Annotated in this window: 23 protein-coding genes; 4 read left to right on the forward strand and 19 right to left on the reverse strand. The window is 29.6% G+C overall.

Annotation, left to right across the window (positions count from 1 at the left end; translation table 11 throughout):
• Window positions 1–8: 8 nt before the first annotated feature.
• From lepB to ilvA, 9 genes are all read right to left on the reverse strand, one after another.
• Window positions 9–539: a signal peptidase I gene (gene lepB, locus HMPREF3045_RS08750; RefSeq protein ID WP_070738711.1), complete on the reverse strand. Its 531-nt coding sequence runs from the start codon at window positions 537–539 to the stop codon at window positions 9–11.
• Window positions 532–2664 (reverse strand): Rib/alpha-like domain-containing protein, encoded by a 2133-nt coding sequence (locus tag HMPREF3045_RS08755; protein WP_070738712.1) that lies wholly within the window; start codon window positions 2662–2664, stop codon window positions 532–534. Before HMPREF3045_RS08755 ends, lepB begins: the two co-directional genes overlap by 8 nt.
• A gap of 367 nt (window positions 2665–3031) precedes the next feature.
• Window positions 3032–3271, reverse strand: coding sequence for a GH32 C-terminal domain-containing protein (locus HMPREF3045_RS08760; RefSeq protein WP_070738713.1), 240 nt, complete (start codon window positions 3269–3271; stop codon window positions 3032–3034).
• Between the two features lie 383 nt (window positions 3272–3654).
• A complete protein-coding gene (locus HMPREF3045_RS08765) occupies window positions 3655–4536 on the reverse strand; it encodes a GTP-binding protein (RefSeq protein ID WP_070738714.1) in 882 nt (293 codons plus the stop codon).
• Window positions 4537–5613 (reverse strand): NAD(P)-dependent alcohol dehydrogenase, encoded by a 1077-nt coding sequence (locus HMPREF3045_RS08770; protein ID WP_070738715.1) that lies wholly within the window; start codon window positions 5611–5613, stop codon window positions 4537–4539.
• A gap of 381 nt (window positions 5614–5994) precedes the next feature.
• Window positions 5995–7287, reverse strand: a complete 1293-nt coding sequence (locus HMPREF3045_RS08775) for an NAD(P)H-dependent oxidoreductase (protein ID WP_019118696.1) — start codon at window positions 7285–7287, stop codon at window positions 5995–5997.
• The gene (locus HMPREF3045_RS08780; RefSeq protein ID WP_070738717.1) at window positions 7280–8482 is read right to left on the reverse strand and encodes an aminoacetone oxidase family FAD-binding enzyme; all 1203 of its coding nucleotides are present in this window, start codon (window positions 8480–8482) and stop codon (window positions 7280–7282) included. Before HMPREF3045_RS08780 ends, HMPREF3045_RS08775 begins: the two co-directional genes overlap by 8 nt.
• Window positions 8479–9909: a UDP-N-acetylmuramoyl-L-alanyl-D-glutamate--2,6-diaminopimelate ligase gene (locus tag HMPREF3045_RS08785; RefSeq protein ID WP_070738719.1), complete on the reverse strand. Its 1431-nt coding sequence runs from the start codon at window positions 9907–9909 to the stop codon at window positions 8479–8481. The genes HMPREF3045_RS08780 and HMPREF3045_RS08785 overlap by 4 nt, the downstream gene beginning before the upstream one ends.
• Window positions 9910–11094 carry a threonine ammonia-lyase gene (ilvA, locus tag HMPREF3045_RS08790; protein ID WP_070738721.1) on the reverse strand — a complete coding sequence of 395 codons (1185 nt, stop codon included), beginning with the start codon at window positions 11092–11094 and terminating at the stop codon, window positions 9910–9912. It abuts the gene before it with no gap.
• Window positions 11095–11557: 463 nt separating this feature from the next.
• On the opposite strand from ilvA, the gene HMPREF3045_RS08795 reads away from it, so the two are divergent.
• From HMPREF3045_RS08795 to HMPREF3045_RS08810, 4 genes are all read left to right on the forward strand, one after another.
• Entirely contained in the window at window positions 11558–12229 is a 672-nt protein-coding gene (locus HMPREF3045_RS08795; protein WP_070738723.1) for an N-acetylmannosamine-6-phosphate 2-epimerase, read from the forward strand.
• A 13-nt stretch (window positions 12230–12242) separates the two neighbouring features.
• On the forward strand, window positions 12243–13748 hold the full coding sequence (locus HMPREF3045_RS08800; protein ID WP_070738725.1) for a PTS transporter subunit EIIC: 1506 nt from the start codon (window positions 12243–12245) through the stop codon (window positions 13746–13748).
• A gap of 24 nt (window positions 13749–13772) precedes the next feature.
• Window positions 13773–14591 (forward strand): MurR/RpiR family transcriptional regulator, encoded by an 819-nt coding sequence (locus HMPREF3045_RS08805; RefSeq protein ID WP_004839445.1) that lies wholly within the window; start codon window positions 13773–13775, stop codon window positions 14589–14591.
• Between the two features lie 379 nt (window positions 14592–14970).
• Window positions 14971–15804 carry a KilA-N domain-containing protein gene (locus tag HMPREF3045_RS08810; RefSeq protein ID WP_070738727.1) on the forward strand — a complete coding sequence of 278 codons (834 nt, stop codon included), beginning with the start codon at window positions 14971–14973 and terminating at the stop codon, window positions 15802–15804.
• Window positions 15805–16241: 437 nt separating this feature from the next.
• Here HMPREF3045_RS08810 and HMPREF3045_RS08815 read toward each other — a convergent pair whose 3' ends face one another.
• The 10 genes from HMPREF3045_RS08815 to HMPREF3045_RS08860 form a co-directional block, all read right to left on the reverse strand.
• On the reverse strand, window positions 16242–16472 hold the full coding sequence (locus HMPREF3045_RS08815) for a glutaredoxin family protein (RefSeq protein WP_004839446.1): 231 nt from the start codon (window positions 16470–16472) through the stop codon (window positions 16242–16244).
• Between the two features lie 74 nt (window positions 16473–16546).
• Window positions 16547–17395: a 16S rRNA (adenine(1518)-N(6)/adenine(1519)-N(6))-dimethyltransferase RsmA gene (rsmA, locus tag HMPREF3045_RS08820; protein WP_070738729.1), complete on the reverse strand. Its 849-nt coding sequence runs from the start codon at window positions 17393–17395 to the stop codon at window positions 16547–16549.
• Window positions 17392–17922 carry a ribonuclease M5 gene (rnmV, locus tag HMPREF3045_RS08825; protein WP_070738731.1) on the reverse strand — a complete coding sequence of 177 codons (531 nt, stop codon included), beginning with the start codon at window positions 17920–17922 and terminating at the stop codon, window positions 17392–17394. The genes rsmA and rnmV overlap by 4 nt, the downstream gene beginning before the upstream one ends.
• 5 nt (window positions 17923–17927) lie before the next feature.
• Window positions 17928–18692, reverse strand: a complete 765-nt coding sequence (locus tag HMPREF3045_RS08830; RefSeq protein WP_070738733.1) for a TatD family hydrolase — start codon at window positions 18690–18692, stop codon at window positions 17928–17930.
• Complete coding sequence (gene metG / locus HMPREF3045_RS08835; protein ID WP_070738735.1) at window positions 18692–20629, reverse strand: methionine--tRNA ligase; 1938 nt, start codon at window positions 20627–20629, stop codon at window positions 18692–18694. Before metG ends, HMPREF3045_RS08830 begins: the two co-directional genes overlap by 1 nt.
• A 321-nt stretch (window positions 20630–20950) precedes the next feature.
• On the reverse strand, window positions 20951–21160 hold the full coding sequence (locus tag HMPREF3045_RS08840; protein WP_004839451.1) for a TOBE domain-containing protein: 210 nt from the start codon (window positions 21158–21160) through the stop codon (window positions 20951–20953).
• 140 nt (window positions 21161–21300) lie between these two features.
• Window positions 21301–22566 carry a tyrosine--tRNA ligase gene (tyrS, locus tag HMPREF3045_RS08845; RefSeq protein ID WP_070738737.1) on the reverse strand — a complete coding sequence of 422 codons (1266 nt, stop codon included), beginning with the start codon at window positions 22564–22566 and terminating at the stop codon, window positions 21301–21303.
• A gap of 243 nt (window positions 22567–22809) precedes the next feature.
• Window positions 22810–23226, reverse strand: a complete 417-nt coding sequence (locus tag HMPREF3045_RS08850) for a histidine kinase (protein ID WP_070738739.1) — start codon at window positions 23224–23226, stop codon at window positions 22810–22812.
• 9 nt (window positions 23227–23235) lie between these two features.
• Window positions 23236–23439 (reverse strand): helix-turn-helix transcriptional regulator, encoded by a 204-nt coding sequence (locus HMPREF3045_RS08855; protein ID WP_019118710.1) that lies wholly within the window; start codon window positions 23437–23439, stop codon window positions 23236–23238.
• A gap of 461 nt (window positions 23440–23900) precedes the next feature.
• Window positions 23901–25055, reverse strand: a complete 1155-nt coding sequence (locus tag HMPREF3045_RS08860) for an iron-containing alcohol dehydrogenase (RefSeq protein ID WP_019118711.1) — start codon at window positions 25053–25055, stop codon at window positions 23901–23903.
• Window positions 25056–25353 lie beyond the last annotated feature (298 nt).

The raw sequence follows: 25353 nt of genomic DNA on the forward strand, positions 1-25353 counted from the left end.
AAATTTTATTATATTCCCCTTCTTCTTAGAAGAGTAAATATTTTTCCTTTTATAAATTTTTTTTCAACCGGACCAAATAATCTTGAATCGACTGACTTGTCCCTGTTATCAGCCAATAAAAATATTTCATTTTCTTTTAATTTTACTGGATACTTTATTCCATCTGTAAAGGGCAAAGTTTCCTTGTAAATTTTCGGTTCATATTGGTGAGAATTGTTTACTACTAATCCTTTTTCATCAATATTTACCACATCGCCCGGCATAGCCACAATCCTACCAATTTTATTTTCTTTGTTGTAAGAATAAACAACAGTTTCTCCCACAACAAAGTCCTTATCAAGCCTATAAAAAAGAATCATATCTCCTGGACTTATATTTGGAACCATAGAAGTATCATTGACCCTATACATTCCAAAAATAAAGGTAAACACAAAAGCTATGACCAAACATATACTTACAAATTTTATAGCAAGTTTGAGCAAAGCCCTTGTCACAGGATCTTTTTGATTTTTTTTATACTTTTTTTCTTTCTTAGTCATAATTTTTTAGAATTTTTTTCTTAAAATTAATTACACTTACAACAATACCAACAAATCCTACAAACAAGAGAATTTTTGATGGATTTTTATCGTTAGTAAGACCAGTTGGAACATTTTCCGTGATTTTTATTGTAACATCCACATTTGATTTGGAATTGTCTAAATAAGTTATAGTAACTGGAACTTTTTGATACCCTAGCTTTGAAAAATCAATATTTTTATAATCTTCATCACTAATATTAAAATCTTTTACCTTTTCAGGATTTAAAAGATTTTTGCCTTCAACTAGTCTATGGAGAGCATTGGATCCACTTTTATTTTGTTCTGGTACTCCTTCATTATAAGTAAATTCTCCATCTTCTACAGCTTTATAAATTTCTTCTTTTGATAAAGCTACATACCTTAGAGTTTCTTTTTCTTTTGGAGTGACTGTTCCCTTGGTGTTTTGGTTTTTGATTGTATATCTTATCCCATACCAAGAAGTATTGCCATAAATATCATTTGCAAAAAATGTAGTTTCTCTTACAAGTTGTTTTTCTGGAGTATTTAAAATATCATCTCCAAAGGATTTATCAACTTTCATCTGAAAAGGAACTTTTAATTCCTTAACTCCTGGTCTTTTAATTACACCATTTTCTAGGGTTACTCTTACCTTATCTTCTGTATCTTCAAAGTCAATAAAACCTTTAATTTGCTCTTCCTTGTAAATTCCATATTTATCAACAAAGCCAATTAAATTCAACCTACTTGCATCATGAAATGTAAGTCTATTAGTAGTTACATCTCCAGAAAAAGTTAAATAATCAAAATATTTGATTTTATCAATTATAGCTACATGGGTTGTATCTTGGCTATACCTTTGATTTTCAGTTTTAAACCAAGGCTTCCAACCCTTAAGACCATATCCATATTCTAATTTGACTTTTGGAGCTTTGATTGAATCTTTTATATCAAGATCTTTTAAAACCCAATAAACAGATTCTCCACTATCAATTGATCCATGATCATTAACTTTAAATTCAACTTTTACATAATCAGGATCATCAACTTCTTTTCCACTTATTGGATCTATATATTTTGGACGCTCCCCTCCTTTTATAACTTTTTGTTTTTTTATTAAAGTTACTTCCAAAGGATTTGACTTATCGTCATCTTTTTGCTCTTGCTTTAAAATTTTATAAGCAAAGTCATCTCCTTCTTGGGATATAAAACCATTTGTGTTTGCATTTTTTAAGGTAACTTGCTGAGCTTTGCTTCCATTAAAATTCTCGAAATTTTCTCCATCAATTCCTAATCCTTCAAAAGGATCAATTTTTCCACCGCTTTTATTAGATGGTATATTTTTTGTCCTATCCTCAGTCCCAATCTTATATATAAATTCTCCAAAATTAGGATTATCTACAGAAGATCCCTCGGAGTCTATAGTTTTAAAATTTAATTCAGTATTTTGACTTTGATAAAGATCTAAAGTAAGCACAGTAGTCGGATAACCACCAGTCCATTCCACATCAAAAGCCCCAAAAGAATAAGTTATCCTATATAAATTAGGTTCTGGGTAAGCTTCAATATATCTATCAGGATTCTTGTTAGGTAAATTATCCTTAAAATATAGTTGAGAATGTATTCCAAAGTCAATATCTTGTACCTTCTCATTTTTTACAGCACTTTTAATTTCATCTATTGTTCCACTAAATTCTTTAATATCACCGAATTCATTTTTGTAACGAATTTTATTGCATTCACCTTCTAAGCCTATTTTCAAACCCTTAGGATAAATTTTTTCAAAATCAAAATTTTTTCCATTTAAACCATGTAAAGTCAACCTTACTACAATTCTAGTTTCATTAAATCCAGGTTTACTACTATCATCAGAAAGTATCTGTGTCTTTCTTAAAGGTGGGGTTAAAATATTTGAGGAATCAATTTCTGACCTATCATTTTTTTGATTCTCTTCATTTATTTGAGAATTTTGCTCAATAGTATTTTCTTCATCTGACTGAGAACTTTGTTCAACTACATTCTTTTCGTTCGATTTAACAATTTCATCCGCAAAAGCCGGGACAATATTTCCGACAACTATAAACAAGGCTAATAATAAGGATGTAAATTTTTTCAGTCCTCTCATACCATATGTTTTCCTCCTATAAATAATTTTTCGTAAAAATCCTATATAAAATACTTATATTTTAATTACTAAGATAAAATCATTTTATAATTTGTAAAAATTTAAAGTATTTAATACACCCTCCTACGAACTCATCTTTGATTTTGAAATATAAAATTAAAAAATCAAAAACTTTTTAGAAACAATTTTATTATAAGTAAACATAATAAATGTAAACTCTTATATAGATATAATATATTAAAAAATCTTTTATTTCAATGATTAAATAAAAAATTTATAAAATAATTAACAATCAAAAATTTATATATAAAAAATTACGACCAATAGAAATATTTCTATCAGCCGTAGTTTTAATTTAGCTAGTAGCTTATTTTATATATTCATATCCTCTTAGCGTATAATATTTGATTTTTCCTATATTTTCTATAATAAATTTTGCTTTTGAAATTCTTTTGGTATAAACACGACTTGTCATCACTTCTTCTCTGTCATTAATAAATATTTCGATTGAAGATGTGTCGTTAAATATTCTTATATTTTTAATTTTTTCAATTTCAATATGTCTTTTGTATCTTCCAAAACCACTTTCATTCTGAACTGACTCCAAAAGTTGGACTTAAAAACCAACTTAAGGAGGTCAGTTTTTTAATGGCAAAATACAAAACAGAATTTAAGATTAAAGTAGTAAAACAAAAAAAGAAATAAGTGAAATAGAAAAACTAAGAAAAGAAAACTACTATCTTCAAATGGAAGTAGAAATTCTAAAAAAAAAGATTCAATTCTCTCAAATGACACAGGAAGAAATAGACAGATATCTGAAGTCATTAGATCACTAAGAGATAAATTCAAACTAAATAGACTTCGTCTGTTGCCTTCATTATATTAAAAAAAGTGTAGTAGAAAGTTTTTTTCTACTTACACTTTTATAGTACTAAATGGGCAGAATCTATATTTTGTTTACGCTCTGATAAGCTTTCGGGCTTCTTTTAATTATTTTTTAAAAAGTATATCAAAAGATTTTTCTTCCAAATTTTCTCCTATAAATATTAGAGAATTTGTAAAAGACTCTCCTTGGTATTTTTCTACTGAAAATTTATTATCGACCACATCAACTTTGACTTTTTTATCTTCTACATTTACAAGCCCCTTGGCTCTTATTAGTTTTCCAAACCTATTTTGGCAAACTGCATTAAAATTTGTCCCAAGTTCATTAAAATCTTTGAAAACTACATTTTCATATACCAAATTATCAAGGTGTAAATGTTTATAGTCCCCTCTTATTAGAGATTCTTTATCATATTCCCCAATAAGAGAGTCCCATTCTTTTTTGTCAAAATCATTGTAGTGGTTGGCAAAAACTTTTGCTTTTGTTAAGTCTTCAAGTTTTTTTACTTCTTTTTCGATTTTTTCTGTGCTTATATTTTCAGTTTTTGATAATAGTATATAGGATGAATTTTGGATTTGATCAAGGAAAAGTTCTTTATATTCTCCCATAATCTTATCGATACTGTAATAGTCAACTATGGCTATTGGTTTTAAAATTTTAATTTTTTCATATTCAATTGGACTAATATTTTCAATTATTTTAGAAAGATAGCCCAAACCTGTTGGCTCTATTATCAAATATTCTGGATTTATTGTATTTTCTATACTCATAACCGTTGTTGCAAAATCTTTTTGTTTTGAACAACAAATACATCCTTCTTCCAAGGATAAAATTTCTTTTCCTGTATTTTTTAATAAGTCTTTGTCTACATTTGCCTTAGCATAATCATTTTCTAGAATTACTGCATCATCCAATTTTTTTGACAATTTTTCTATAAAGGTTGTTTTTCCACTTCCCAAAAATCCTGATACTATTATTATTTTCATCTAATCTTCCATTAAATCTTCTGCTACAATTACAACTGGTTTAATTAAATCTTTTGGTTTATCTTTCATTAAGTATAATGCTTTTTCAACATTTTCAAATCCGTTGAATTTATGGGTAACAAGTTTTGAAAGATCTAATTTTCCACAAGAAACAAGTTTAGCAAGTTTTTCCATTCTGAGTCTTCCACCTGGTGTTAGGCCTCCATTAATTGCCTTGTGGCCCATTCCAACTCCCCATTCAACTCTAGGAATTTTGATATATTCTCCACCATCAAGGTAGTTTACGTTACCAATTTTTGCACCTGGTTTCATAGCTTTGATTGCTTCTTCAAAAGTATCAACTGTTCCACCAGCAATTATAACTCTATCAACGCCCTTACCATTTGTAAGTTCTAGAACTTGTTCTGAAATTGATCCGTCTTTGTAAGAAATTATATCTGTTGCTCCATAAAATTTAGCAGCTTCAACGCAATTTGGACGAGTTCCTACTGCATAAATTCTACTTGCTCCTCTTAGGTTAGCTCCTGCAACTGACATTAAACCAACTGGTCCAATTCCAACTACCAAAACTTCATCTCCAAATTGAACATCAGCTTGTTCAACTCCGTGGAATCCTGTTGTAACCATATCTGATAACATTGGAGCTAAAACTGGATCTACTCCTTCAGGAATCAAAGCAAGGTTAGCATCTGCATCATTTACATGGAATAATTCTCCGAATACACCATCTTTAAAATTTGAAAATTTCCATCCAGCAAGCATTCCACCTGAATGCATTGGAAATCCTGCTTGACTTTCAAGAGATGACCAATCTGGAGTAATAGCTGGAACTAAAACCCTATCGCCAGGTTTAAAATCTTTAACTAATTCTCCAACTTTTACAATTTCTCCTGCAGCCTCATGACCTAAAATCATATCGTGTCTATCTCCGATAGCTCCTTCCCAAACTGTGTGAATATCTGAGCTACATGGAGCCAAAGCTATTGGTTTAACAAGCGCATCTAATGGTCCCATTTCTGGTTCCGGTTTTTCAATCCAACCTGTTTTACCAATTCCCAACATCGCAAACCCTTTCATAGAGTCCTCCTTATTTTTTATTTTTTTTATTCTATGTTTTATTTACAATTTAATTTTAATTTATCTTTCAATACTTGTCAATCATTTATCATTTTATTTTTCTATTTTAAATTTTGATGAAAACAATAACTTTAAACTAATGCACAATACTATCATAATAAAATTAAAATTTCACAAATCAAATTTTTATTTTTAATTTTTAAATTATTTTAAAAATTTTTTCTAGAAAAAAATAATTGCAGATTAAATAGAGCAAAAAAATAAGACTGCCTATGCAGTCTTTAGGTTGTTGACAAAGTATAAATTTGACTAATATTTTATTTTAAAAATATAATGCCATCTATATTTATATTTTATCTACGCTTTGTAATCTTTTTATTTCTATAATTTCATTGAATTTTGTCTTCTTCTTAATTTTGTTATTGTTGCTTCTTCGTCAAGTTCTATCATTGATAAATTTATTACGGTATCTTTTGGAATATCTACTATGGCTTTTGTTTTTTCTGTGATTAGGGCGATTGGAAGTAGGTCTTCTTTTATTGATCTTGTGTGGTCGGTTAATTTTCCAAATACCTTATCTGATCCTATTCCCTCTAAATATTCTCCCTTTTTTATATCTCTTTTTGCAACTGAAACTGTATCGGCAACTTGACCGTGAAGTGGGGCTATTGTTGGCTCATTTTCTAAAACTGCATTGTAAATTGTAATTGGCGTTTCAAGACTTGTTAAGTGATATGGTCTAAATAATAAATAATTTGGACCATCGCCAAAGCCTAAAAATTTCATCAAATCTCTTACTTCTTTTTTGTCGCTTGTTACAATTAGAAATACTCCTGGTGCCATGCCTGGAGAAAATTCTACCGTTTTGTAAGATGATAAAACTCCACCGTCTTCTTTTAATTTAAAATCTTCTACAGCTGTTTCTGGGCTTGTGGCAATTCCATGACAGCCAAATGTATCTGGCAAAAATCCAAGGCAGTTACAAACTGAATTTAATTCTATCATGGTATTTGTTCCATCGACAAAACTTGTTAGCATTCTTGGAGAAAGTCCTTTTTCTTTTGCTTGGTCTTTTAAAATTTCTGCATTTGCATAGTTATCTAAGGGATTATTTTTTCCTTTTGCTGCAACCAAAATCTCAAGGCCAATTCCATAAGCAAAATCGCAAAGATCTATTATTGAGCCTGGCTCATCTCCTGCAATTCCTGTATAAACAACGCCAGCTTTTTTTGCCATATCGTAAAGAATTGGTCCAACAACTGCATCACATTCTACATTGAGTGTAATAAAATGCTTATGATATTGAATTGATTTTGCTGCAAGCTCTGCTCCAAATGGTGGATTTCCTGTAGCATCAACTACGGCTGTAATTTGTAAAAGTTTGTAAGCAAGTCTATAATTTGAACTTACTACAACAAAACCCTTGTTCAAAGCCTCATAAGCTTCGTCATAAGAATCTGTATTTATAATTTTATCTTCAGAAATTCCTGAATCTATGAGGGCAATTTTTGCTTTTTGTGGTGTGTGTTCTATTACAAGAGAAACTTCTATTGCATCAATATCTCCCAATTGATTTATAAGACTTGCTCCCATTTTTCCACAACCAATTATCGCCAAAGAAATTCTTTCTCCATTGTGTTTTAATTCTTTTAGCTTTCTATTTATCTTAAACATTTAATCTCCTTATATCCTCTGAGGCAGTTTTTGCTGATGAGAATGCCCATTGAATATTATATCCTCCGCAATCTCCAGCAACATCCATGACCTCTCCTATAAAATAACAATCTTTAATCTTTAAAGATTTCATAGTTTTTTTGTCGATTTCCTTACAAGATACTCCTCCCAAAGTAACTTGGGCGTTGTTCTTGTCATTTATATCCATAATATCAAAAGAAAGATTTTTCAAAATATTTGAAATTTTTTCCAAATCATTTCTTGAAATATTTTTTTTACCAGGATTTATTTTAATCCTTTTTAATATATCAATTATGAGTTTTTTATCTAAATTTCCAATTAATAATTCTTCGATATTTCTATTAGGAAATCTCTTTGACTTTTCTTCTAATTTCTTTAAAAGTCCATCTTTTTTATACTCTGGATAAAAGTCAATGTCAAGACTAACTTTTTTACCATCTTTTAAGGCAAGAGAAATTAAATTTGAAAGATCCAAAATCGCAGTTCCTGTAAGGCCATAAGTTTGAAAAATCACATCATCAGTTGATGATTTTATAAATTTTCCATCTACTTTCAAACTTGCTTTTGCATTTACCTTAACACCCTTAGCTTTTTTGGACAAGGGATTTTTCGCCTTAAAATTTGTAATTCCAAAAGTCATATCTTCGATTTTTGTATGTTTTTCTAAAATTTTAAAAATAGAACCATCAGAACCTGAATTTTTTAAAGTTTTTCCACCAGATGCAATCACAAGAAGGTCGTATTTGTATTTATTTTTTTCTGTTATAATTAATTTTTTGTTAAAATCTATGTCCAAAACTTTTTGGTCAAAAATAAATTTTGCATTTTCATCTGCTTTCATCATGAGAGAATCTTTTACAGTCTGTGAGCTCATGGTTTTTGGATAGCATCTTCCTGATGGCAAATTTGTCCATTCTATCCCCAAATTTTCAAAATATTTTATCAAATCTTTGTTTGAAAATTTGTACAAAGAATAATTTACAAAATCTTTTTCTTGTGAATAAAAATTTTCATAGGAAAGCTTTAAATTTGTAAAATTACACCTACCATTTCCAGTTGCAAGGAGTTTTCTTCCACTGTCTTTGTTTGAATCTAATACTGTTATATTTTTATTATCTAAAAAAGAGCAGAAGGCAAGCGAACTTACCCCTGCTCCTATTACAAAAATTCTCATAATTCTTCTAGAACTTCCCTTATGGTTTCTTTTTCGTTGTAGTAGGTTTTAATATTTGCTTTTAATTTTAAGAAATCTTCTTCGCCCTTGCCAAGCATAAAAACAAAATCCCCTTTTTTTGCATGGGTAATTGCATATTTTATGGCTTCTTTTCGATTTCTTATAATAATGCACTCCCCATTATTTTCTTCGACTCCTTCTTTAATTTGATTTGAAATATTTTCAAAGGTATCAAATTTAGGATCATCGGTTGTTATCACAGAAAATATATCATATTTTGCAGATATTCTACCAAGACCTCTTCTAATATCAGGAGTCCTATCTCCACTTATTCCGTAGACTGCAAATTTTTTTCTATCTTTTGGCAAATCTTTATAAAGACTTTCAAAAGATGTTGTTGTGTGGGCAAAATCTACTACTATATTTATTCCAAGGTCATTTTCTATAAATTCAAATCTTGATTTTACTCCCTTAAATCCTTCCAAGGCTTTGGAAATTTCTTCCAATTTAAAACCAAGGTCGTTTGCAATTGCTATAGCACAAAGGGAATTGTAAATATCATATAGCCCAAATCTTTTTAGGTAAAATTTTACACCATTTACAAAAAATTCAAGACCCATATCTACTCTTTTTATATTTTCTGCCTTATAGGCTGAATCTTCGTTTATAGAAATTGTAATGGCATCTTTGAAAATTTCTTTGGCTTTTTTCCCATAATCGTCATCTAAATTTACGACTTGTTTTTGGGAATGATTTAGTAAAATCATCTTCGCCTTGAAATAATTGTCCATAGTTTTATGGTAGTCCATATGTTCTGGAGATAAATTTGTGAAAACTCCATACTCATAAGCTATTCCATAATTTCTTTTTAGGCACAGACCATGAGATGATGTTTCCATAACTACATTTTTAATTCCATCTTTTTTGACTTCATTTAAAATATAGTTTATATCTGTAATTTCTGGTGTCGTATGCTCAGTTGGTAAAGTTTTGCCGTTAAAAAAAGCTCCATCTGTACCAATATTTGCACAAGGCTCTCCCAGTTCATTCAAAAGAAATGAGATTATATTTGCAGTTGTAGTTTTCCCATTTGTTCCTGTAACTCCAATCATTCTTAATGATTTTGATGGAAAATCTGATAAGAAATTCGAAATTTTTGCAAGAGCTAATCTTGCATCTTCAACTTTTATATAATTTATTCCATTTTTAAATTCAACGTCATCATTTGTATAGACTATAGTTGATGCTCCATTTTCTAGGGCATTTTCTATATAATTATGTCCATCGAATTCAAATCCTCTTATCGCTACAAATATAAAATCTTTTTTAATTTCTTTTGAATTTGAAGAAACTCCTACAATTTCTCTATCATTTTGAATATTTTTGGAAATGTAGGAAATTTCTTTTAGTATCTTTTCTAATTTCATTTAATGAATATTGTATCCTTTCTCAGTAAGTAATTCTTTAATCTTCCTGATGTGGTCTTTTCCATTTGTTTCAAGGGTTATTTCAACTTGGATATTTTTATATCTGCTAGTTGCTGCAAGGCTATCGTGAAGTACCTCAACAATATTTGCTTTTGTGTAAGCTATAACATCAAGAAGATCTCTAAGCTTTCCAGGTGCATTTTGAAGTTCAACAGTAAATCTTGCGATTCTTCCGTCTTCATAAAGTCCCTTGTGGATTAATTGAGAAATAAATGACATATCAATATTTCCACCACTGATTACGCAAACAACATTTTTATTTTTGCAACCAAGTTTTTTACTTGCAGCAAGACTTAATGCTCCTGAAGGCTCTGCTACTAGTTTATGTTTTTCCATCAAAGTAGTCAAGGCTACCATGATTTCTTCTTCTGTTACAGAAATATATTCATCAACATTTTCCTTGCAAATTTCGTAAGTAATATCTCCAACTCTTGCAACAGCAGTTCCATCTGCGATTGTATCAGCAGAATCTAATGTAATTGGTCCACCTTTTTCCATAGCAGCTTGCATTGATGCAGCATTTGCTGGTTCAACACCAACTATTTTAATTTCTGGTTTCATTTCTTTTGCACATTTTGCAATACCAGAAACAAGTCCACCGCCACCGATTGGTACTAATATGTAGTCAGCTTCTTGTAAACTTTCTAAAATTTCAAGAGCAATTGTTCCTTGTCCTTCAATTACATCTTCATCATCGTATGGAGGAATAAAAGTATATCCTTTTTCTTTGGCAAGTTGTTGAGCATATGTATTTGTTTCGTCAAAAGTTTGTCCGTGAAGATCAACTTCAGCTCCATATTTTAAAGTTCCATCAACTTTAATCATCGGAGTTGTTTCTGGCATACAAACAATTGCCTTTATGCCTTGATGATTTGCAGAAAATGCTACACCTTGGGCGTGGTTTCCTGCAGATGCGGTTACGATTCCAACGGATTTTGATTCCTCATCCATTTTTGAAATCTTGTTATAAGCTCCCCTCAATTTAAAAGAACCAGTTTTTTGTAAATTTTCTGGTTTTATGTACACATTGTTTTTTGATAAATCTGAGAAAATTTCAGAATAAAATAAATGTGTTGGGTTAATAGCTTCGTCTACTCTTTTTTTTGCACTTTTAAAATCAAACATAAAATGCCTCCTTTTGCTTAAATTATATCACAAGAAAAAGGAAATAAGAATGTTTTTCTATATTTTTTTGAAAAAAGATTGCCAAATAAAATTAATCGCATAATTTCAATCTTTAAAATAATTTATTTCGAATTTATTTTGTAAAATTTTAAAAATCATTTATAAAAAACGTTTTTTTGTTAGATAAATTTTGAATTTTTAAAATTTAAAAATTTCTTTATAAATTTAAATGCGTAGGCAAGTCATCTAGCACGAATATATAACTTAAAAAAATTAATTTAAAAATTTTAAAATTTTTTGCTAATTTTTAATTTTTTTCAATCGCCTTGAAAGTACTTCCAATTTCTTTTATTTTTGTTTTAAATTTGTTATTTTTTGAAAGACTAACCTGTTTAGTTGCTTTAATTGAAAACAATTTCTTGTTTTTATATAATTAAGTAAAGTAAATAGATAAGGAGGTTATATGGATTTAGAAAAATTAAGGGGGAAATTAATTGTATCGTGCCAAGCCTTAGATGATGAGCCTCTTCATTCTAGTTTTATTATGGGAAAAATGGCTCTTGCTGCAAAAATTGGCGGAGCAAGTGGTATTCGTGCTCAATCTGTTGAGGATATTAAAGAAATTCAAAAACAAGTTGACTTACCAATTATTGGAATTATTAAAAAAAATTATCCTGACAGCGAAGTTTATATCACTCCAACTAAAAAAGAAATTGAAGAATTAATTGATTCTAAGTGCGAAATAATTGCTCTTGATGCAACTAATAGGAAAAGGCCAAATGATGAAAAATTAATAGATTTACTCAAATTAATTCATGACAATAATATTTATGCCATGGCGGATTGTTCTACGATTGATGAATGTAAAAACGCTTTAGATCTTGGCTTTGATATTATTTCAACAACTCTTTTTGGCTATACTTCTTATAGTAATAATTTTGATGGTCCTGATTTTGAGTCTATTAAAAAAATTGTAGAATTTTCAAACAAGCCTGTTATAGCTGAAGGCAAAATTAATACGCCAGAAGATTTAAAAAAAGTTTTTGCTTGTGGAGTATTTTCTGCTGTGGTTGGTTCTGCAATTACTAGACCTCAATTAATAACCCAAAAATTTGCTGATATTTTAAAAAAATAATTAAGGAGGAAATATGTTTAAGTATTTACAAAAAGTCGGCAAGGCTTTTATGCTACCGATAGCATTGTTGCCTGCCGCAGGTTTACTTTTAGGAATTGGTGGTGCTTTTTCATCACAAGCTACAATTGATGCCTATCCTTTTTTAGCAAATAGTGTTTTACAAACTATTTTTAAGGTTATGGCTGGTGCTGGAAATATAATTTTTGCAAATCTTGCCATGCTTTTGTGCATTGGTATTATGGTTGGTCTTGCGAACAGGGAAAAAGGAGTTGCAGCTCTTGCTGGTGCCGTTGGATTTTTGGTAATGAATGCAACTATATCAACTCTTCTTTCAATTTTTAATCCTGACGGAGATCCAATTGATACTGGTGTTGTTGGTGCTTTGGTTATTGGTCTTATTGCAGTTTATCTTCATAATAATTATTACAATATTCAATTGCCACAAGTTCTAGGATTTTTTGGTGGTTCAAGATTTGTTCCTATAGTTACATCTTTTGTTGCAATTATTGTCGGAGTATTTTTCTTTATAGTTTGGCCACCTTTCCAACACTTATTAATTTCTGCTGGAAAATCAATTGCAAAACTTGGAGTTTTTGGAACATTTTTATATGGAATGCTAATGAGATTATCTGGAGCTGTTGGACTTCATCACATGATTTATCCAATGTTTTGGTACACAGAACTTGGTGGTGTTGAAATGGTTGCTGGAGAGCAAATTGTTGGTGCTCAAAAAATATTTTTTGCTCAATTAGCTGATCCAAATCACGTTGGATTATTTACTGAAGGTACAAGATTTTTTGCAGGAAGATTTTCAACAATGATGTTTGGTTTGCCTGCAGCTGCTCTTGCTATGTATAAGAACGCAAAAGAAGAAAACAAGAAAAAATTAAAGGGATTATTTTTGGGAGTTGCTTTAACTTCATTTATTACAGGAATTACAGAGCCTCTTGAATATATGTTCCTTTTCGTTCAACCACTTTTATATGTTTTCCATTCATTCTTGGATGGTTTATCATTCTTAATTGCTGATTTATTAAATATAAATATTGGAAATACATTTTCTGGTGGAGTAATTGACTTTATTTTATTTGGTGTACTTCAAGGAAATGACAAAACTCATTGGTTATTAGAAATTCCATTTGGATTAATCTGGGCAGCTCTTTACTACTTCTCATTCTCTTTCTTAATAAAGAAATTTAATATAATGACACCAGGAAGAGGCGATGATGAAATAGCTGATGAAAAAGAAGATAAAAAAGATTCAAATTCAAATCTTCACGAAGAAGCTCTTGTGATTTTGGATGCGCTTGGTGGAAGTGAAAATATAATTGACGTTGATGCTTGTATAACAAGGCTAAGAGTAAATTTAAAAGATCCAAAAATTGTTGATAAAAATATTTTAAAACAAACAGGGGCAACAGGAGTGCTTGACGTTCCAGGAGGAGTTCAAGTAATCTATGGAGCAAAGGCAGTCTTATACAAAAATGAAATTAATGATATACTTGGAGTAGTAGATTAGAAGATTTCAATAAAAGAGGTAGCCATGATAAAAAATTCCGCCATTGTTGCTATAGTTGATAGTTATGATAAATTTACAGAAGTTGAAAAACTAATTGCCGATTATTTTATAAAAAATAAACACAAGGAAGATTTTTCAATAAAAAATATCAAAAACAAACTCCACGTTTCCGAATCATCCATAACAAGATTTTCACAAAAATGTGGTTTTAAGGGATATAGAGAATTTATTTACAGATATGAAGAAGGATTTTTAAAAGGAATTTCCAAATCTTCATTTAATGTAGAAGAAGTTTTAAACACTTACGGAAGAATTTTAAATATGTTTCCATCCCTTATCGACAACGAACAAATTGATAGAATAGCAGATTTGATTATAAAATCAAAATCAGTATTGTTTGTGGGAATAGGAAGTTCGGGACTTGTAGCAAGAGAAATGCAATCAAGACTTACAAGGCTTGGAATTTTAGTAATGGCAATAGATTATCAAGATGAAATGAGAATGAGGGCAGTTTTTCAAAAAGAAAATTCTCTGCTTATTGGCATAAGCCTTTCAGCCAACAAAGAATCCGTTCTTTTCGCCCTAAAACAAGCCAAAGAAAACGGCGCAAAAACAATTCTTGTAACATCAAATTCAAAAGATAAATTTTCATTTGTGGACGAAAAAGTAATCATCCCAACAATAGAAGATTTGAGAGGTGGAAATATAATCTCCCCACAATTTCCAGTTCTAGTCTTTATGGATTTTTGCTACAATAAAATAATAAAAAATAATCTAGAAGATGATTACAGAAAACTTCTCCACAAAAAAACAATAGATGCCTTAGAAGAAGACAAAAAGTGAGCGATAAACTCACTTTTTTTGTGGAATAAATTATTTTATTTACAAATAAAATGTTTTGATTAGTAAAAGATTTAGATAATGCTTGAATATATTTAATGAAATTTATTTAATGATTAGATAAATTTAATTTAAGAGATCTCTCGACTAACGCTCGAGATGGGTGGCTGATTTTATTTACTTTTAAGCTAAAATTTTTATTTGATTTTGTATTTATTTTTGATTAACATTTTTAGCATTGTATTTTTATTATTAAATTTTTTTATCTTCAAAGTAAATAATAGCTTTTAATAATCTAAAATTTAATATTTGATTTTATACTTAGAGCATTTATTATATAATAATTCTTGTAAAGAGTACACCAACATAAGGAGTTAAGTAAATGTCAAAATTAAAAAAAGAAGAAATCTCCGCTAAAGGACTTTCTATTCAAGTTTATACAAAAGATTTTAAAAATGATTATTTAAGTCTAACAGATATAGCAAAATATAAAAACACAGATGACCCAAGATTTGTTATTCAAAACTGGATGAGAAATAGGAACACTCTTGAATTTATAGGCTTATGGGAAGTTCTTAACAATCCGAAATTTAACCGTGTGCAATTCGACACCTTTAGAAACGAGTCAGGACTAAACAGATTTACAATGACACCAAGTAAATGGATAGAATCAACACAAGCTATTGGTATAGTTTCAAAAGCTGGAAGATATGGTGGTACTTATGCTCATTATGATATAGCAATGGAATTTGCATCTTGGCTTTCCCCAGAATTTAAACTATATATTATTCAAGATTATAAGAGATTAAAGGCAGATGAAAATTCAAATTTATCATTAACACGGAATCTACACAGAGAAATATCAAAAATAAATTATAAAATCCATACAGATGCTATAAAAGAATATTTGCTAGATGATTTGACAAATGAGCAATTATCTTTTAAATATGCAAATGAAGCTGATATGCTTAATGTAGCACTCTTTAATAAAAGAGCAAAACAGTGGCGAGAAGAAAATCCTAATTTGAAAGGAAATATGAGGGACTATGCAAATCTAAACGAGCTTTTAGTCCTTGCAAATATGGAAAGCTACAATGCAGTCCTAATAAGAAAAGGTGTTGGACAAAAAGAAAGAATGATGGAGCTTAGAAATCTAGCTAGAACTCAAATACTCTCACTTGAAAATCTTAATTCAGAAATAAAAAAATTAAAATAAATCTAAGTAATTTCGAAGTAATTGCATAAATAAAAAACACCCATCTCGAGCTTGTCGAGAGATCTCTTTGGTTAAATATTTCTAATAACTTAACTAATATTGAGATTTCTCTTTGTTCTGATGGGCTTTGTTGTGCTTTATTTTTATGCTAAAGTTTTTATTTAATTTTGGATTAATTTTATCCAGGAGACCTCTCGACTTTGCTCGAGGTGGGTTATACTTTCTTTATTTTAATGCTAAAGTTCTTTTTTATCTTGCTAATGCTTAATTTTAATAAATAAAATTTAAATAAATACTAATTAATTTCAAAGTAATTACATAAATAAAAAAACAACCCATCTCGAGCTTGTCGAGAGATCTCTTTGGTTAGATATTTCTATATATTTAACTTATTTTTGAGATTTCTCTTTGCTCTGATGGGTTCTTACTTTTCTATTTTATAATCCTAATTTTTCATCTACAACTTCTTTATTAAAGCCTACAATGTCTTCTCCGTCTATATTTATTACTGGAACTCCTCTGTGGCCATTTTCTACTAGATAGTCGATTGCACTTCTATCTTCGTCTACGTTTTTTTCTTCAAAATCTATATTATTTTCTTTCAAATAATTTTTTGCTGCCTTGCAATGTGGGCAAGTGTTTGATGTGTAAATTGTTACTTTTTTCATATTTTCTCCAATCTTTTTTTATAAATCTTTTTTTCTAATACGATTATTATACTCAAATGATAATCTCTTTCAATCTACCCTTTTATTTTTTCAAATTCATTGGCTATTTTTATAAAATCGTCAAGAGAAAGATTTTCTGCTCTGAGATTTTCTTTTAAGTCTAATTTTCCCAATATTTCTTTTAAATCTTCTTTTTCAATCACACTTGATAGGGAATTTAATATTGTTTTTCTTCTTTTATTAAAGCCTGCTCTTACTATATTAAATAGGGTATTTGTATTAACATTTTTATCATACAATCTCAAATTTAATTTTAATACTTGGGAATCTATTTTTGGTTGGGGCATAAAAACTGATTTTGGGACTTTAAATTGCCCAGTAATTTCTGCATAATATTTTATAAAAACTGAAAGTGATGAATAATCTTTGCTTTTTTCATCTGCCTTCATCCTATCTGCCACTTCTTTTTGAACCATAATTGTCATGTCTTTGCACGAAAAATTTTCTTCAAATAATTTTTCAATTATTGGAGTTGTTATATAATATGGCAAATTTGAAACAACTTTGAAATCTTCTCCATCAAATTTTTCTTTGGCAATTTTTTCAAGGTCTGTTTTTAAAATATCTGCATTTATTATTTCGACATTTGAAAATTCGCCAAGATTATCGTTTAAAATTGGAATAAGAGTCTTATCTATTTCTATTACCACAAGTTTTTTGCAAGTTTTTGCCATCTCTTGGCTGATTGTTCCAATCCCCGGTCCAATTTCTAAAATATTTTCGCCATCTACTTCTGATAAGTCTATAATTTTATCTACAAAATTTTTGTCTACCAAAAAATTTTGTCCCAAAGATTTGCTAAATTTAAAACCGTAAAGGTCTTGGATTATTTTTATTGTTTTTGGTGAATATAATTTTTTCATAATTTTTCAACCGCACTTTCGAATTCTTCTCGACTTATGCCAAATGAATTTAGTTTTGATAAAAGTTGTTTAGAATTAAAATATCCTATGGATAGAATATCGCCAAGTTTTTCCCTTCTGTTTCTGCTGTCGTTTGTAAGAGTAAGATTATTATCCAAAAGGTCTTTCATGGTAAATTCTTCTCTTTTTTCACTTTTTGTTGCATGAGCATTTTTTAAAGCTTCAATTATATCTTCTTTTGAGGCGTTTTCTACTCCCAAATCTCCCTTTTTGATTGCTTTTTTCCTATCAAGGTAAGCGTGCTTGGCATTTGGAATTTCTTTGGAAATTTTTGCCCTGATTTTTTTTCCTGCAAAATCTGGATCAGTAAAAATTATTATCCCACATCTTTTGTCAATTTCTTTTAATTTTTCAATCAAATCTTTGCCAAAAGCAAGGCCGTTTGTCGCTATAAGCTCACATTCGACCGCTGATTTTATATTACTTATATCATCTTTTCCTTCAACTACTATTGTTTCTTTTATCATATTACCTACTTTATATTAAAAAATTTCATAGCATTTTTGCTTGTTCTTTTTGCAAGTTTTGATAATTTCATCCCACGAAGATTCGCAATTTCTCTTGCAACTTCCACAATTTTTCTTGGATCATTTCTCATTCCCCTGTAAGGCTCTGGAGAAAGATATGGACAGTCTGTTTCAAGCATTAGCTTATCCAAATCTACATTTATGGCCGCATTTTTTTCATTGTCAGCGTTTTTGTAAGTTACAACTCCACCGATTGAAATATAATATCCCCTTTTCATACATTCCATAAGATGGATATATGAATAGGCAAAACAGTGAATTTGAACTTTTAAATCCGGATAATCTTTTAAAATTTCCAAACAATCCTCAACCGAATCTCTGGAATGAATTACGACTGGAAGCTTTAATTTTTTTGCAAGGTCTAATTGCTTGATAAAAATTTCTTTTTGCTCATCCTTGTTGTCATCTTGCCAATAATAATCAAGTCCTATTTCTCCAATAGCTACAACCTTAGGATTTTTTGCCAAATCTTCTAATTTTTCTATGGAAGAATCATCAAATGTTTCTATATTTTCTGGATGAAATCCAACTTGGGCATACAAATTCTCATATTTTTCTGCAAGTTTTACAGTTTCATAAGAATTTTCTAAGTCACAAGCTGGAAGAATTACAGAATTTACGGCAAAATTAGACAGATCCTTTATAAGAAAAGATCTGTCCTCATTAAAATCATCACTCGTTAAATGGGCGTGTGAATCTATTAATTTCATTAAGAAATCACCGTACCTGGTTTGCAGTCTTTGATTGTTGTAAGTAAAACTGCATCATCTCCTGCAGCAAGAAGCATTCCTTCTGATAAAATCCCTCTCATTTTCACAGGTTTTAGGTTTTTGATTACAGCAATATTTTTGCCAAGTAATTCTTCTTTTTTGTAGAATTCTTTTATGCTTGAAACAATTGTCCTTGTTTCACTTCCAATATCAACTTTAAAAACAAGAAGTCTGTCAGCATCCGGATGGTCGTTTACTTCCAAAATTTTTCCAACAACAAGGTCAAGCTTGTCAAAATCATCAATTTTAATTTGTGATTTTGATTGGCTTTCCTCTTCTTTTTCTTCCTTTTTAACTCCAAGTCTTTTCTCAACAAGTTTATTATTTAAGGCATGAAGTTTTTCAAGTTCTTTTTCTGTATCAAGTCTGTTAAATAAATTTTCGCCTTTACTAACTTTAGTTCCTTCTTTAATCAAACCAAATTTATAAGCAGATTCAAAACCTTGGTTTTCTACTCCCAATTGTTTTAAAATTTCTTTTGTTGTATTTCTCATAACAGGTTCAAGCATTTGGGCAATAATTCTTAAAGATTCGGCAAGATTGTATAAAACTGTATTTAATCTGTCGTATTTTTCTTCACGTCCCAAAATCCATGGCTCAGTTTGGTCAACATACTTATTTGATCTTCTTACAAGATTCCACAAACATTCCAAAGCCTCATTAAACTTAAATTCGTCCATTAATTTTGTAAAATCTTCATAAGTTTTTTCAGCCAAGGCAATCAATTCGCCATCAATTTCATCTTTTTCCAAGCCTTTTTTTATAATTCCATCATTGTATTTTGAAATCATTGAAACAGTTCTTGAAAGTAAGTTTCCCAAATCATTTACAAGATCAGAATTGTACCTATCCATAAATTTCTTTGAAAGGAAGTTTCCATCAGCTCCAAAATTAAATTCACGAAGTAGGAAATATTTCAAAGAATCAGTTCCATACAATTCCACAAGTGGTTCTGGATACATAATATTTCCCTTAGATTTACTCATCTTATCATTATCAAACAAAATCCAACCATGAGCAAAAACTTTTTTAGGAAGTGGAATATCTAAAGCCATCAAAAGTGCTGGCCAAATTATTGTATGAAATCTTACAATGTCTTTTCCAATTAAATGAACACCAGCTGGCCAATATTTATTAAATTTTTCCATATCATAGCCATAGCCAATAGCTGTCAAATAACAAGATAAGGCATCAATCCAAACATAAACAACGTGCTCGTTGTCAAAAGGAACATCAACTCCCCAATCAAAAGTATTTCTAGATACAGAAAGATCTTCAAGACCTTTGTCAATAAAATTATTTAACATTTCATTTTGCCTAAATTTTGGCTCAAGAAATTCTGGATGGTCTTTGAAAAGTTCCTTTAATTTATCAGTATAATTTGAAAGTCTAAAAAAATATGATTCTTCTTTACGATGATTAACTCCTCTGCCACAATCAGGACAATTTCCATCATCAAGTTGGCTTTCAGTAAAATAAGATTCGCAAGATTCGCAATAATATCCGTCATAATGGCCCTTGTAAATATCTCCCTTATCATACAAATATTGGAAAATATTTTTTACATTTTCTTCGTGTTTTGGATCAGTTGACCTAATAAATGAATCATAATCAATATCAAGTTTTTTAAGCAAAACTTTTGTTTCGCCTGCAATTCTATCAACAAATTCTTGAGGTTTAGATCCATGAGAAAGAGCTGCATTCATTATTTTTTGACCGTGTTCATCAGTTCCAGTTGTAAGATAAGCATCAAATCCCCTGAGTGCCTTATATCTTTTCAAAACATCAGCAATAACTGAAGTATAAACATTACCAATATGTAAGTTGCTATTTGGATAATATATTGGCGTTGTTATATAATAAGCTTTTTTATCCATAAATTCTCCTTTTTAAAATTAATAAAACTAAATTTCTTTTTATATATACCTATATTATAGCGTTTTTGTCTATTTTTTCCAATTTAAAATATATAAGAAAAAATTGGCAAAATATAAAACAGAATTTAAAATTAAAATTGTAAAAAATATTTATAAGAAAAAATAAACTTTAAATTAGAAGATAAAATTATTGGATTCAATTAGAAAAATAGAAATAAAAAAATCACAAAAAAACCAGAGTAAGCTTTAATGCCCACTCTGGTAATAGGTCAAACTTGGTTTTATTATTAGAAAAGCAAATTTGTCTTTATTTATTATTTATTAGTCAACAGCTACCATAACGTTGCTTGCTTTAATTACTGCATAAGCTTCTTTGCCTTCTTCAAGACCAAGTTCTTTGATAGCGTTGTTTGTAATAGATGATGTGATTATTGTTCCGTTTCCTATATCGATTTTAACGATTCCATTAACTGCACCTTCAACAACTTCTACTACTTTTCCTTTGATTGTATTTCTAGCTGAAATTTTCATAATTTCCTCCTTAAATTTTATTTTTCTAAATTATTATACCCCAAATTTTCTGATATAAAATTTTTTCAAAAAATGCTACTGGCTTAATTTTATTTTAAAATAAAATATTATATAAACTTGTATTTGTCTAAGCTCTATTCTTATTTTATTGTAACTTTGTGGAAGGTTTTTTTGCCTTTTTTTACAATTATTTTCCCATCTTCAAACAAGTCTTCGTTTATTTCAAACCTTGGATCAGTTATTTTTTCATCATTTATACTTACTCCACCGCCCTTTACTGAATCTCTTGCTTGAGAATTTGATTTTGTTAAACCTAACTTTGTAAGTAGGGTTAATATTCCCATTGGGAGTTCTTCTTTTTCTATTTCAGTTGTTGGCATTGCTGATTCATCTCCAGCACCAGAGAACAAAGCTTTTGATGCTTCTAGGGCTTCTTTTGCTTTTTCTTCGCCGTGAATTAATTTTGTAATTTCATAAGCCAAAACTTCTTTTGCGTGGTTAATTTCTTTTGCATCCTTGCCATTTCCCAATTTTCTACATTCTTCTGTTGGAAGGAAAGTTAACATCAAGAGGAATTTTTCTACGTCTCTGTCATCAACATTTCTCATATATTGGAAAAGCTCATAAGCTGATGTTTTTTCTTCATCAAGCCAAACAGCTCCCTTTTGACTTTTTCCCATTTTTACGCCATCAGCAGTTGTAAGTAATTTGAAAGTCATTCCATAAACTTTTGCGTCTTCTTTTTTTCTAATCAAATCATAACCACCGATTATGTTTGACCATTGGTCAGATCCACCAATTTCCAAAGTACAATTGTGTCTTCTAAATAGTTCTAGAAAATCGTAAGATTGCAAAAGCATATATGAAAATTCAAAAAATGTAAGACCCTTGTCCATCCTATTTTTGTAGGCATCTTTTTTGAGCATTTCATTTACAAGGAAATTTGATCCAACATCTCTTAGAAAATCTATAAAAGGAAGATTTAAAAGCCAATTTGCATTATTTTCGATTATAGCCTTATCGCCAGAATCTTCTCCCTCATTTTCAAATTCCAAAAATCTTTGAAATTGTTTATAAAAACAATTTGCGTTGTGGTTGATTTTCTCCTTTGTCATAACCATTCTCATATCACTTCTTCCAGAAGGATCCCCAATCATTGTAGTTCCTCCACCAAGAAGAGCGATTGGTCTGTGGCCATAATTTTGCATTCTCATCATAACCATAATTTGGATAAGATGACCTACTGTCAAAGAATCAGCAGTTGCATCAAAGCCACAATAAAAAGTCAATTTTTCATTTTTTAATTTTTCAGCCAACTCTTCTTCATCAGTTGCAGCCTCAAAATATCCACGATCTTTTAATTCATCAAATACATTATCATATTCTTTTTCGTATTGAAATTTCATTTTTTTCTCCTTTATTTTTAAGTACAAAAAAAGAGTATAAGAAGGCATCTTGATGCGGTACCACTTCTTTTTTATACTCCACGCTTCCACTAAGTAGAAAGCCAACTTTGGACAAAGAATTTTGTAATTTCAAAAAAATTATCCCAAATTTTTCCTACTGTAAATCCTATAAGTCCTATTTACTTAAAATTAATTATACAATATTGCTTGATTTTTTCAAATTTTTCAAAAAATTTTAAAAGTTTATAATCTATGCCAAGATTTTTCCTTTAAATTTTCAAAATTTTTCCTATTATCAACATCCATTTTCCCATCAAAATCAATCTCATAAGAAATATTTTTACCCAAATGAGAAAAATTTATAAAAGCTTTTCTAGATTCTTCAACGATTTCAAAAACTTCAATTTCATCCCAAGGCATAAGAATAAAATCGCCCTTAGTAGAATTTGAAATTTCCTTTTCATAAATCCCCTTTTCATTAAAATGCAAAATAAAAGTCCTTGAAGAATCTACTGTGTTATACAAATTACTAAAAAATAATTTCAAAAATCCCTTGCTAGTTGAATTATGTTTAATAGCAAATAAATACGAATCAGTATTTTTGAATTTTTCATATATTTTTTCCCTAAATTCATTCACATCATTAAATAAAAATCCCATTTTCTCTCCTTATTTAAAAATAAAAACCTCTTTGATGTCCTTATCCAAAACCTTGCAAATTTTGTAGGCAGTTTCAAGACTTGGACTAATAGTATTATTTTCATAAGCCATAATCGACCTTCTTTTAAGCCCAACAAGCTTTGCCAATTTGTGCTGAGAAAGATTTTTCTCTTTCCTAAATTCCCTAATCCTATTTTCAATCTCAACTTCCATATCAAAATCCTTGGTTACATTTATAGTACATTTTTTGTTACATTTATAGTACCATAATAATAAATTTTTGCAAAATTTAAAAAATATAATTTTAATAGGTAAAAACTTTTAATTTCATTGATAAAGTAAAATAAAATCAGAAAATAAAAGAGATCTCTCCACGCACTCCACTTCGTTTCGCTTGGTCGAGATGGTATCTTTCTTTTATTTTTGTAATATAAAAAATAATAGTATATAAATAATAAATCAAAACCAATTCGAAGATATTAAAAACATCCCACAACACCCCATCTCGAGCCCAGTCGAGAGATCTCTTTTATTAATTTTATCCAACCATTCAACAAATCCTTTAGAAAAAAATTCCCAGCTCAAAACTAAAAAAATAAAAACAGGAACTCTCGCTCCTGTTTTTCGCTAATCGATTTATATTTTTTAGTAATTATTTTTAAGGATTAATTTTCTTAAAAATCTATTTTTTTGCCGTAATATGCAGCTTCATATATTTTCTTTATATCTTCTGGAGAAGTTTCTCTTGGATTTGTAAGTGTACAAGCATCTTTGAATGCATTTTCACTCATTTTATCCAAAACTTCTAAGAATTTATCTTCTTCAATTACAGTGTTTTTGCCATCTTTTATATTTGCAGTAAGTCCTACAGATGCATTTAATTTTCTAATTTCTTCTGCAATATCATCAATTCCTAGGATTTTTTCTAATTCATCATATCTGTCTGTTGATTTTCTATTGTAATCAATGATGTATGGAAGCATAATTGCATTTGCTTCTCCGTGTGTTAAGTGGAAAATTCCTCCGATTTTGTGAGCCATTGAGTGAACTATTCCAAGTGATGCATTTGAAAATGCCATTCCTGCAAGAGTTGATGCATCGTGCATTTTTTCTCTTGCATCTATATCTTCGCCATTATCATAAGCTTTTTTAAGATTTCCAAAAACAAGCTCAATTGCTCTGATTGCAAGTGGAGATGTATAATCATCTGCTGCTGTTGAAACGAAAGCCTCAACTGCGTGAGTCATAACGTCCATTCCTGTTTGAGCTGTGATTAATGGTGGCATTTTGCTTGCAATAACCGGATCACAAATTGCTACATCTGGAACAAAATCAGGATGAACCAATGGATATTTAATTTCTTTTTCTGTATCAGTAATTACAGAAAATGCTGTTATTTCTGAAGCAGTTCCTGATGTTGATGGAATACAAGCCATTTTTGCCTTTGTTCTTAGTGGTGGATTGTCAAAAGCTGCCAATTTTTCAAAACTATATCCAGGATGTTCGTAGAAAATCCACATAGCTTTTGCAGCATCCATTGCAGAACCTCCACCAATTGGAATAATCCAATCAGGACCAAATTCTTCCATTTTTTTGCCACCTTCAAGACAAGTTTTTACAGAAGGATCAGGTTCAACACCATCAAGAATCATAACTTCCATACCAGCTTCTTCCAAATATTTTTTAGCTTGATCCAAAAAGCCAAATTTTTTCATAGAATGTCCACCAGTAACAAGAACAGCTTTCTTGCCCTCTAAATTTTTTAAATATTCAAGACTGTCCACACCGTGAACAATAGTTCTAGGAACTTGAAATGTTGTAATAGTCATAATTTTCTCCTTATATTTTCTATTTGTTAATCTTTTATCACTACCATTATATAAGATTGTCCCTAAATGTCAACATTATTTTTATCTAGCATATAATTTTCGTTATATAAATAACATTATTAAAATTTATCAGAATTTATTATTTAATGTAATTAGTTTTTTATTTAACTTTCATCATACAATACTGATTATCACTTTTTATTTTGTTTTTATTTGTTGTTGAAAAATTGACAAATATATATATAATGGAAATATAATATATACTTATTAAGGAGGAATACAAAAAAATGAATCATAA

The organism is Anaerococcus sp. HMSC075B03 (assembly GCF_001815585.1).
Classification (GTDB): domain Bacteria; phylum Bacillota; class Clostridia; order Tissierellales; family Peptoniphilaceae; genus Anaerococcus; species Anaerococcus vaginalis.